This window comes from Akkermansia biwaensis (genome assembly GCF_026072915.1).
Taxonomy (GTDB): domain Bacteria; phylum Verrucomicrobiota; class Verrucomicrobiia; order Verrucomicrobiales; family Akkermansiaceae; genus Akkermansia; species Akkermansia biwaensis.
Window position 1 is genome coordinate 841,432 of record NZ_AP025943.1, and the last position, 11,665, is coordinate 853,096.

General features: G+C 60.7%; 5 protein-coding genes and 1 tRNA gene. 3 read left to right on the forward strand and 3 right to left on the reverse strand.

Annotated elements, in window-relative coordinates; all coding sequences use genetic code 11:
• Positions 1–111: 111 nt before the first annotated feature.
• Positions 112–6,840, reverse strand: a complete 6,729-nt coding sequence (locus tag OQH67_RS03440) for an autotransporter-associated beta strand repeat-containing protein (protein WP_215458882.1) — start codon at positions 6,838–6,840, stop codon at positions 112–114.
• A 560-nt stretch (positions 6,841–7,400) separates the two neighbouring features.
• Here OQH67_RS03440 and OQH67_RS03445 point away from each other — a divergent pair.
• The 3 genes from OQH67_RS03445 (at position 7,401) to OQH67_RS03455 (ending at position 9,880) form a co-directional block, all read left to right on the forward strand.
• Positions 7,401–7,478 (forward strand) — tRNA-Asp (locus OQH67_RS03445).
• A gap of 207 nt (positions 7,479–7,685) precedes the next feature.
• Positions 7,686–9,266, forward strand: a complete 1,581-nt coding sequence (locus tag OQH67_RS03450) for a pyridoxal-phosphate dependent enzyme (protein ID WP_251828175.1) — start codon at positions 7,686–7,688, stop codon at positions 9,264–9,266.
• A gap of 50 nt (positions 9,267–9,316) precedes the next feature.
• Positions 9,317–9,880 (forward strand): Maf family protein, encoded by a 564-nt coding sequence (locus OQH67_RS03455; RefSeq protein WP_215434697.1) that lies wholly within the window; start codon positions 9,317–9,319, stop codon positions 9,878–9,880.
• Between the two features lie 238 nt (positions 9,881–10,118).
• Here OQH67_RS03455 and hflX read toward each other — a convergent pair whose 3' ends face one another.
• Complete coding sequence (gene hflX / locus OQH67_RS03460) at positions 10,119–11,444, reverse strand: GTPase HflX (RefSeq protein WP_215434695.1); 1,326 nt, start codon at positions 11,442–11,444, stop codon at positions 10,119–10,121.
• Between the two features lie 9 nt (positions 11,445–11,453).
• Entirely contained in the window at positions 11,454–11,585 is a 132-nt protein-coding gene (locus tag OQH67_RS03465) for a hypothetical protein (protein WP_257227008.1), read from the reverse strand.
• Positions 11,586–11,665 lie beyond the last annotated feature (80 nt).

The window sequence follows — 11,665 nt, forward strand, 5'->3', positions numbered from 1 at the left end:
TTCCTTCCCCCCTCTTTGCACAACCAGGGCCGCTGCGGTTCATCCGCAGCGGCCCTGGCTTTTTCCAGCAGAGGCGGCGTTTCCGCCGCTCCCCCGGCGCCTTAACCTTTTTTAGAAGTCGTAGCGGTAGCCTATGCTTCCATTCAGTGAGCTGGCTCCGTCTCGGATGTCCGCGTTGCCGTCCACAAAGACCGTTCCCCGCGTCCCCACCGGCACGCTCAGGCCCGCTCCGATTTGCACGGCCGTGCGGCCGACTTTGGCTCCGCGCACCCTCTGCAGCAAGCCCGGGTTGCCCAGGAGCCCCACGTTGGCTTCCCCGCGCCTGTCGCCCAGGTCCTGGGCCGCGTTGACACGCAGTTCCGCCAGCGCTTCCCTCCCGAAGAGGTTGCTGCCTACAAGACCCATCCAGCGGCCGCCAAGCGCCACCGTGCCCGTCGTCAGCTCCTGCTTGTCCACGTTGAGACCCATGCTGCCGGCTCCCGTTTCACGGTAGCCGTCCATCCGCGTGGTCACCACCGAGGCGTTGAACAGGGGCTGCAGGATGCTGCTCCTGTCTTCGTTGAGGTAGATGTCGTAGGTGAGTTCATACATCGCTCCCATCCCCCAGCCGTTGGTGTTGCCTTCCGTTCTGTAGCTGCCCGCTCCGTAGTCCACCGTACGGTTGAGTTTGGCGTCGTTCCACCCGCCCGTCAGGATGAGCGTGTGGGCCCAGCGCTTACTTTGGTAGCGCCCGAAGAGGTTGGCGTAGTAGCTGTCCAGGTGGCCATCGGCCGTGTCCGCCGCGCTGGCCGTCAGGTCGCCGTAGTTGGCCGTGAAGGCCGCCCCCAGCGTGAAGGAGTCGCTGAGGTCCACGTCCACCCCGAAGGTGCCTCCCCAGGTGGTGAGCTTGTAGCCGCTTTCATCACCTTTAGTGTCCAGCTGGGCGTAGGAGCCCGTCCCCTGCATCCACATGTGGAAGTAGGGTAGGTCTTCGTTGATGTAGGCTGGGTTGACGCCCATTTGGTTGGTGCGGTTGCGCAGCCAGCTCATCTGGTCGCGCAGCGCGTCCCTCTGGGCCATGGAGAGGCTGGTGACCGTGGAGCCGGCCGCCGCGGCCATTTTGCGCGATACCGATCCGGGGTTATTGATCAAATCGTCGTTGATGGCCGAGAGGAAGCCGGTGAGGTATTGGTCCACCTGGCCGGAACGCGCCGCTCCCCACACCAGGTTGGCTCCGGCCAGCGAGTTGGCCGTGTCCGTCAGGACCGCGTAGGGGTTGTCGGTTTGTTCTTCGGCCTTGAGCAGGATTTTGTTGCCTTCATGCACCAGGTGCGCGTTTTTGTAGTAGGTGAGGAAGAGGCCCCCTACCGTGAGCGTGTTGTCCCCCAGCGTGATGTCTCCCGTTCCGGTGAGTTCCATCAGCGAGAGTTCCATCGGGTTGCCCGGGTTCCAGGTGATGTTGATTCCCGGCAGCGTGGTGACGTGGAAGGAGGCTCCATTTTCCACCACGATGCTGCCGGAGGATTGGATGAAGCTTTCCGTCAGGTTCCCGTCGGAGTTGAGCGTGAAGGTGGTGGTGGAGTTGCTGCCAAAGGTGGCCCCGTCCACCTTCAGGGTGGTGTTAAAGGCGCTAATGGCGTTGTCGCTGGCCTGGATGGTCAGATGGCCCCGGTTTTCCAGCGCGGCGTAGGTGAGGGCCGCCCCGTCGGTGTCCGCCTTGCCCTGCAGGACCAGGTTGCCTCCGTCGATGTTGAGGTCCGTGTCCACCCCGGAGGCGCGCAGCGTCTGGGAGCCGCCGCCGGTGACGGTCAGCGTTCCTTCTCCCAGCGAGCCTTCATAGACGTGGGCGGCTCCCTGGGCCGCGTTGACCGTGAAGTTGTGCCCGTTGAGCGTGAGGGCGCCCGCTCCCGTGAGGCCGCTGACGTTTCCGTCGCTGTTGGCGGTGAGCTGGCCGTCCAGCTCCAGCAGCACTCCGTCCATGGAGCTGCTGGCTGCCAGTTCCAGCGAGGAGCCCTGGGCCAGCTTCAGCGTGCCGCTGCCGGTGATGGCGGTGTTGCCCAGGGCTGCCGTGGCCCCCGTGAGGGTGAGCGTGCCGGAAGTGCCGATGTCCAGCGTGCCTCCGTAGGTGCCAGCTGCCAGCGTTTGGGCCGTGGTGTTTCCGCCAATGCCGATGGACGCCGGGGCTCCGGCATCCGACGAGTCAAGCCGCAGGGTTTCCACATCGGCCGTGCCGTCGAGCTGGAGGACGCCCTGCTGGGCGATGATGTCCCCGGCCAGGCTGACCGTTCCCGTCAGCGTGAGCTTGTTGGCTCCCGTCTTGACCAGGTCCGTGTTGGCCGCCGCCCCGTTGAGGCCGGTGATGTCCCCCGCAAAGCCGGTGTCCACTCCCGTGGGTCCGTCGAAGAGGTTGTTTTGCAACTCGATGCTTCCCTTGTTGTCCGCCGTGTTGGTGACGATGAGGTTGCCCGTGCCCTGCTGCCCGGCTCCGCTTCCCGGGGCCGTGAGGTTTTTGATGACCATGGTGCCGTCGGATTCCACGTAGAGGTCTTCGTTGACGATGACCGCCTGGTAGAAGTTGAGCTCCTGGTTTTTGACGGGCGCATCCGCGCTGCCCGTGCCGTCCACGGAGGCTACGTAGATGAGGTCCGTGTCTCCGGAGATGACGATGTTGCCCCCGTCCGCGTCCACGATGCCAAAGCCCAGCGCACTGAAGAGGGGATTGGAGGTAATGTGGGTTTTGAGGGCGGCCAGCTCCGCCGTGATGGTTCCGTTGGTCAGCAGGATTTCCAGCGTGCCCCCGGCCGTTTTCATGGCGTCGGCCACGGAGGTGAGGTCTAGCGTGAGCGTGGAGCCCTCCGCAAAGGCGATGGAGCCGGAGGCCCCGTCAAACTGGATGAGGCTGCCCGTGCCCGTGAAGGGGGCGCCGGAGAGGTTGTCCGCACTCACCGCCAGCGTATTGCCGGCGCCGCTGACTGTCCACGTGCTGCCCGCCTTGAGTCCGGTGAGCTGGGTTCCCGCGGTGGTCGTGGCCACCGTGCCCAGTTGGGAGGCGTCCAGGCCGCCCAGGGCGATGTTGCCCGAGTTGGCCACGGCTCCCACATGGACGCGGTTGGAGGCATTTCCCGCGTAGGCCCCTGCCTGGCTCAGCGCCCCGGATTGGATGAGGATGTTGGTGGTGGCCGCGGCATTGTCCAGGTCCAGCGTTCCCCTGGCCAGCGTGAGCGTGCCGGTCAGGTTGTTGGCCCTGTCGCCCACCAGGAAGGTACCCGTGGTGTTGACCACCAGGCTGCCCGCTCCGCTGATGGTTCCGGCCCAGGCGGCGTTGGCCCCGCTGCCGTCTCCCAGCTGGACGGTCGAGTTCTGGGCGATGCTTATGCCGCCCGTGCTGGTGTTGGCTCCCGTCAGCACCAGCTTGTCGCTGCCCTGGACGTCGAGTTTGGCCGTGTCGATGATGTCGCCCGCATAGAGCAGGTCCTTGCCCGTACCGCTGTAGTTGACCCGGAAGGTGCCCGCCCCGCCCAGCGAGGCGGCCTGGATGAATTCCCCGCTTGCCAGCGTGGTGGCCGCCGTCCCCGCGCCAAAGGCCAGGACGCCGGCTCCCTGGCCGGAGTGCAGCGTGCCTTCATAGCCGGTCAGATCACCCGTGAAGACCACAGTGAGTGTAGGATTGGCTCCGGCGGGCAGGCCCAGGTTGGCTCCCGCTTCACCCGTCAGGGCTCCGGAGAGAGTGAGGGTCTGGTTGGAGTTGCCGTTGATCCAGCCTCCGGCCGCGGTGACGTGGATGTCGGCCCCTACCGGGTCGCCGCCGCCCACAAAGAAGCCCCGCCCGTCAAGTTCCAGGCTGGCCCCTCCCACGGCTTGGGCGTTGGAGAAGCCCACTTCGTTCCAGTCAGCGTTGGTGCCGTTGCCCACCAGCTTGAAGGTGCCCGTGAAGCCGGTGTTGCTGCCGCTGACCTGGTAGCGCCCCCCGCCGGGGTTGGTGGGGGCTTCCTTGTCTCCCAGGATGAGGTCCCCGGCTCCGCTGATGGCTCCCGAGAGGGTGAGCACCGTGGTCCTGTTGACGGCGCGCGCTTCGTTGAATTGCAGGGCGGCCCCCTGCGCGATGGAGAGGGCCCCGCTCCACACCCGAGTGGCCTGGGAGCCCGCGGGCAGGGTGATGTTGTAGGTGAGCTGGCCTTCCGTGACGCTGATGGCTCCCGTGTAGGTGGTGGTGTCCTGCGCTGCCGCGGTGACGGAGATGTCCAGGCTGCCGCCGCCCAGCTTGACGAGGGCCGCGTTGCCCAGTTCCTGGCTGTAGGAGGCCCAGGAGATGTCGTTGCCGTTGGTGTCGATGCGCACTTCCGTGCTGTTGGCCGCGTCAATGAGGCCGGAGATGTCCTGGGAGGCTCCCGTGCCGTACACGAAGGCGCCCCCGCCAAAGACCAGCGCGTTGGTGGCAACCAGGCCCGGAGTGTTGGCATCGGTGACGTTGAGCACCAGCCGGCCTCCGTTGAGGGTGACCGTACCGGTACCCAGCCCCTGGGCGGTGTTGAGGTTGAGGGCCCCATCGATGATGGTGGTGCCTCCGGAGAAGGTGTTGGCGCCGGTGTTTTCAATGGTCAGCTCGCCCGTGCCGCGCTTGACCAGTTCCGTGGCTCCCGTGCCGTCCACAATGGCTCCGTCCCCCGAGAAGAGGTAGGCGGTTCCTTGCGCCCCTTGCGTGTTGTTGACCGTGATGCGCGGCGAGCTGACATCCCCGCTGATGGTGACCGTGGAGGCGGTGACGCCGGTCAGGTTTTCAAAGCTGGCCGCCTTCGTGCCGTCGTAGACCACCGCCATGCTGTCCTTGTCCAGCCAGATGTCCCCGCCTCCCGCGGCCATCCAGGTGCCCGATGCTCCGCCGTTCCAGTTGAGGGCTTCTCCCAGCGCCTTGACGCGCAGGTAGAGCGTGTTGCCCGTGAGTTCCAGCGCGTAGGTGTAGTCGCCCGAGAGGCCCGAAGGGTCGAAGTGGAAGCTGTTGGCCGTCAGCGTGCCGAAGTTGTCCGCGGTGATGAGCTTGTAGTCGTTTTCCATCGTCTGGTCCACGCCGCTGATGGTCAGCGTGAGCGTGCCGCCCGCATTGAAGGAGAGCGTGCCGCCCGACTGGATGAGCGCAGCGCTTGAGGAGCCCATGCCCGTGAGGTCCAGCGTCAGGCCCGAGGCCGCAGAGAGGGTCATGCCGCCGGCCGAAGTGAGGCGCGCCCCGGCGCCCAGGGTGATGGAGTTGCCAAAGGCAACGCCATCGGCCAGACCGAAGTGGAGCTCCCCGGCGGAGACCGTCAGTGCGTTGGTGTAGCCCGTGGCCGTGGAGAGCGTGAGCTTGCCCGTGCCGCTTTTGGTGAAGGCGCCGCGTCCGTCCAGCACCGTCGCGTTGGCAATCACCGCGTCCGTCCCGTCCCCCGCGGAGATTTCGTCAAAACCCGTAATGGCCGCCGCAGCAAACATGTCAGCTCTGGTCACCCCGTTGAGGTTCAATACGCTCCTGGTCACCACGTCCCCCTGGCCCTGCCCGGAAATAAACGTCGTACCGCTAAATACGGCTTCATTCCCCTCAATCGTCACATTGGCCTGGGCCGTGGTCAGGGAAGTGCCGTTGACCTTTCGACCGCCCGCATAAATGGAGGCATTATTGAACGTTCCACCGCTGATGGAAAGGTTGGCTTCCCCTATCGTCAATGCGGAACTGGTGTTGTTGCGTTCCACATAAGTACCCAGGGATATTTGCGCTCCATCGAATGTACCGCCTGTAATCGTAATATTGGTGGAACCAATATTTCCGGTGAGGGCAGCGGTAGCGGCTCCATTAATGTAGGAGCCGCCCCAGATCTGGCCTGTGTACGTGCCGGATTTGAAAGTCAGGTTGGTTGAACCGGTAATATTGAGTGTGGACGCTCCCGTCTCCACCCAGGTACCCCCGGCAATCATGGCCGCTACGGAGCCATTGCCCATATCCAGCGTCATGTTGGTAGAAGTCAAATTATAGGTGGACGAGTTGACCATGGCACCTGCAAACAGCTTCTTCCCTTCCGCAAACGTGCCACCTGAAATAGTAGTGGTAGCCCCCTGCGCAAATACGTTTTCATTAAAGATGCCTCCGCTGATATCCAGGAAAACCGAAGCATTCTGCTTGACGGAAATTTCATTGCCTTTTCCCAACCCCAATACATTGGCATTAAACGTGCCTCCACTGATGCTCAGTCTTCCTACATAATTTTTCCCTTCTTCCGTATTGCCGTAATTTACCTTTCCCATGCCCAGCAGGGAAACATTGCTGCCGAACGTTCCCCCTGTAACGGTCAGGTTGATGTCGCCCAGAATGGTAGAGGCATCCACATAGCCGCGAGCGGACCCGGCTGAAACAGTCCCGGTAAAGGCCCCTCCATTAATGGTGAAATTGACGTCTCCAGTATGCTGGAAACCTTCCAAGCCTAAAGCGAAAGAGATAATTTCAGAAGGAGCGCCAGTTGTCCAGCCCGTCCACTCTCCCCCATTGATGGTAGCGGTGAGAGTACCTGTTGTAGCAAACCTGACTCCGGCACCTCCTGCATTTCCATCCCCAAGCAAAGTCATTCCCGTCAGAGAACCTGCGTTTTCATCTACATTCAGGGTAACATCGGCCGTTACCGTACGCAGAGAGTTGGCCCAAAACATGAAATGAAATCCTGAAGTCAGGGAAGTATCCGCACCTATATTGATGGTGAATTTGTTGTCTCCATTGAGCGTAGTTTCTGCAGCATCCCCCACAATGTTCCACAACTGGACGCTGGCATATGTTCCTCCCTCCAGAGTCAGCGTGCGATCATATCCCCCTTCATAAGTACCGGCTGCCGTGATGTCCGTCATATAAATGGTACCCGGAGAATCAGTCTGCTCCGAAGAAGAACCGCCTGGATTAGTGATCGTATATTGTTCATTACCAAATGTTATCGTCGTTTCTCCGTTATCATCCAGGGTATAGGCAGACCATGCAGGAGAAATGAAGCAGGCAAGGAGAGCGGATAAAAGAGACAGGGGCAGATGTGGTCGCATAATACAGAACCTATTGATAATTAATAATTATAAAATATATTACCTAATACTATTACCGGATTAGAAATCCGTGCAATAATTACGCAATAATGTTAGATAGAATATAAAATATTAAGAATGATATTGTTCAAAAATAATTATCTTATGACCTAATATGTTTTGCATTTTCTATATCCACCCTTTCTGATTTTGCTAAAAGCCTTGGCCTCAAAAATTGTCATTGACTCCGGATTTCTAATCCGTAACTTTTTCCAGCTTTATCCTCATGATGACGTGCTGGTTTCTGAAAAAGAATTTTCTTTTCTTGCATCTCCGCGAGAGTATCTGTATAAGCCTCCACGTCCCTGCCGCAAGGCGAGACAATCCAAGGTCATGGAGCGGTAGCTCAGTTCGGTTAGAGCGCCAGCCTGTCACGCTGGAGGTCGCGGGTTCGAGCCCCGTCCGCTTCGCCACCTTGCCTTGCAGAAACAACCGCCTCCGGGCGGTTTTTTTGTGCCTTCTCCGGAGCTTTCCCAAAGTACCGCACCCCCGGACAAATGTTTCCGCTCCGGATTCAGGCATGCGGAAAGCCTCCTGCCAATCCGGCATATTTTACGGGAATCATGTTTTACTGGAAATGGCGCTTGGGCTTGCTAGAATGCCTCCCAGCAATACAAATCATGAGCACACTTTCGGACCGCCTCTTTGAGGAAATCCTTCAAGCCCGCCAACGGGTTTATGCCGTAGGCGAACCTACTCCCCTCCAGAAATTGAATCTGCCGGCCATTCATGCCCCGGTATATGCCAAACGGGAGGACCTGGGGCCAATCCGCGCCTACAAATGGCGCGGAGCATACAATTGCATGGCGGCCCTGAGCCAGGAAGCCAGGGACAAGGGAATCGTGGCGGCATCCGCGGGCAACCATGCACAGGGGGTAGCCCTGGCGGCAAGCGTGCTGAATTGCCGCGCCACCATTTTCATGCCGCGCTCCACCCCGGAAGTGAAGCAAACGGAAGTGCGCCGCCACGGCGGCAGCCATGTGGAAATCATCCTTCACGGCGACTGCTATGACGAGACCGCGGACGCGGCCCACGAATACGCGGAAACGCACGGGAGCACCTTTGTCCACCCCTATGACGACCTGGTCACGATGGGCGGACAGGGAACGCTGGCGGATGAAGTAGTGATGAGCGGGGAAGGCCCCTTTGACCGCGCCTACGTGGCCATCGGCGGCGGCGGCCTGGCCGCATCCGTGGCCTGCTGGCTGAAGAAGTTCTGGCCGGATATCAAGGTGGTGGGCGTGGAGGGGGTGGACCAGGCTTCCATGAAGACTTCCATGGAACAGGGGCACCGCGTGAATCTGGATTACGTGGACGTGTTCTGCGACGGCACCGCCGTACATATTCCCGGGGAATATACCTATCCATTGTGCCGGGATTTGATCGACGAGTTCGTCACCGTTACCAACAATGAAGTCTGCCAGGCCATCCGGGCCATGTGGGAATCTTCCCGCGTTGTTCCGGAACCGTCCGGAGCCATGAGCCTGGCAGGGTTCATGAAACAATGGAACGAGGGACAGGTCAGGCCGGACGAAAAGAGCTTTGTCGTCATTTCCGGAGCCAACATGGATTTCACCCAGCTCACCCAGATCGCCCGCCAGGCGGGAATCGGCAACCATGAGACGCGCTACCTGCGCATCTCCATGGCCTCCAAACGCGGCCAGGTGCTCAAGTACCTGCGCCACATGCCCCCGGCCACCACGCTGGTGGACGTGCAGTACGGCAAGACGGAGGGAGACACGCAGTACCCCGTGTTCGGAATCGCCGCTTCCGACGAAGATCTGGACACCATCCGCACCACCCTGAAAAAGAAGGGCATCGAGTTCGAAGACATCAGCGAAGACGACGACGTGCGCTTCCGCATGATCCATTATCAGGCGGAGTTGTGCGAACACCCCCTGTTCGTCCATATCGAGTTTCCCGAACGCGCCGGAGCCTTCCTGGATTTCATGGAACGCATCGCTGATCTCGCATCCCTGTGCTACTTTAATTACACTTACACGGGGGAACGCGTAGGCCGCGCGCTGGTAGGCATGGAATTCGAATCCGCAGAAGACCGGGAAACCATCCGGAAGCGCATGGCCGGATTCACCCGGAACATCATCCGCTCCATCCGGGAAATTTCTCCGGAAGCCTTCCACCGGATCATGGGAAAGGGGGCCCTGAGCATCGGCAGCCAAAAACGGGAAACCGGCGACTAGGAACTGTTCATCCGGCCCGATTCCCTGCCACTTACTATTTATTCCCTTCCATGCTTCCCCCCATCATTCTGGCTTCCCAGTCCCCGCGGCGGAAAGACCTGCTGACGGCGGCAGGGGTAGATTTTTCCACCGTCGTCCGGGACACGGACGAGTTGAAGGACGCCTCCATGCCGCCACAGGATTTGTGCCTGTATAATGCCCAAGCCAAAGCGTCGGCCGTATTCCGGGAATATCCCCAGGCTACCGTCATCGGCGCGGATACCCTCGTTTTTCTGGACGGCATTCCCCTGGGCAAGCCCCGCGACGCGGAAGACGCCCGCGCCATGCTGCGGATGCTTTCCGGACGCACGCATCATGTGTGCACGGCAGTCTCCATCCAGTCTCCGCTGGGCAGGAAGGACATCGCCGTCCTGACGGAAGTCACCTTCCGGGAATTGTCTGACGGAGACATCCGCCGCTACATGGAACTGGTTCATGTGATGGACAAGGCAGGAGCCTATGCCTTTCAGGAACATGGAGGCATGATCATCGCCTCCACGCGCGGAGATACGGACAACGTGATCGGCCTGCCGGTGGCGGACGTGATGCATTGCCTGCGTTCCTGGGGATATTGACCGGAACGGATGCCCGGAAACATTCCATCGGAAGCACAACGGCCTCTCCCGTCCACTCGGAACGGAAATCACGCATCCAATTTTCCGTTCCGCGGGAAGATGGCTTTCATCCCGGAACCGGAAGATTACCGTCTTTCCCGATGAAACGGCCTTACGGAAACATAACGGAAGAATTCCGTACTTCCCGACTTCCCTGCCTCTCCTGATCCCGTTCCCCGGCTTTCGCCTCTTTTCCCGCTCATTCTTCGCAGGAAGGTTCCGCCAGGAACTGGTTTACCTTGTTGTAAAACGCCACGGGCAGAACAGCTTCCACCAGGGCTCCTTCCTCCACATATTCCGTGGAAATCACCATGCCCTCGCTGTGCATGGCTGCGGCCAGGTCACTCCTCGTGTAGGGAATCAGGAACCGGGCGCGCCGGACGCGGCTTTCCAGCATTTCCACGCAGGCGCGCAGCAGGTCTTCCGTCCCCTGCCCTTCCCGCACGGACATGCACACCAGGCTTCCGTTGAAATGGGGAGCCAGGCGCTCCGTCAACGCGGCCCGCTCCTCCTCCGGCACCAGGTCCAGCTTGTTCAGAACCACGATCATGGGCTTGTCCCCCGCGCCCAGTTCCCCGAGCACTTCCAGCGTGGTTTCATAATGGCGCACGGCTTCCGGGTCGGAGGCGTCCACCACCTGCACCAGAAAATCCGCCAGAACGGCTTCTTCCAACGTTGACTTGAACGCCTCCACCAGCCGGTGGGGCAGGTTGCGGATGAAGCCGACCGTATCCGTCAGCAGCAAAGGCTGTCCATTGGGCAGTTCTATCTTCCTCGTCGTGGTATCCAGCGTGGCGAAGAGCATGTCCCTGGCCATGACTTCCGAGCCGGACACCAGGGAAAGCAGGGACGACTTGCCCGCGTTGGTGTACCCCACGATCGCGGCCGTGGCCACGGCCTGCCGCTCGCGCTCCTTGCGCTGCGTGGCGCGCTGCCGGGTAACCATGACCAGTTCCTTCTGGATGGCTTCAATTCTGGCCCGGGCCAGGCGGCGGTCCACTTCAATCTGTTTCTCCCCCTCGCCCCTGGCGGCGCCTCCGCCGCCCTTCCCGCCTCCGGAACCGCCGCCCTGGCGGTCCAGGTGGCTCCACATGCGGGCCATGCGCGGCAGGGAGTACTGCATGCGGGCCAGTTCCACCTGGAGCGTAGCTTCACGCGTACGGGCGCGCTTGGCAAAAATGTCCAGAATGACTTCTTCGCGGTCGATCACACATTCGTCAATCAACCGTTCCCATTCCCTCTGCTGGGACGGCGCCAGCATGTTGTCAAATACCACGCAGTCCGCCCCGCAATCCACGGCAAGCTGCTTCACCTCCTGGGCCTTCCCCGTGCCGCACAGGAATTTGGCGTGCATGTCCCGGGACTTGACAAGGTGCTTGCCCACTATGCCGATGCCAAGGTTGGAGACAAGGTCTTCCAGCTCGTCCAGCATGGCCTGCTTTTCCTCGGCCTCGGAAGGATCAAAATAGATGGAAACGAGCATGGCCCGTTCCACCATTTCCGGCTTTTCGCGGATTTCAAACATAGGGGCCTGTTAACGGAATTGCTTGCTGGAAGTAGGCTTGTAATCCTTCAGCGCAGATTCCGGATACTGGTTGCAATTACAGCCGCAGGAAGAAAGGAAGCCGGCCACGCAGGCCAGCGTCAGAAAACCGATCAGTCTCATGCAGCTATGAGAACCCGTACGGAGCTCCGGAATCAAGCAAATTCTACTGCATAAACGGCCTGATCAACGACGGATGCGAT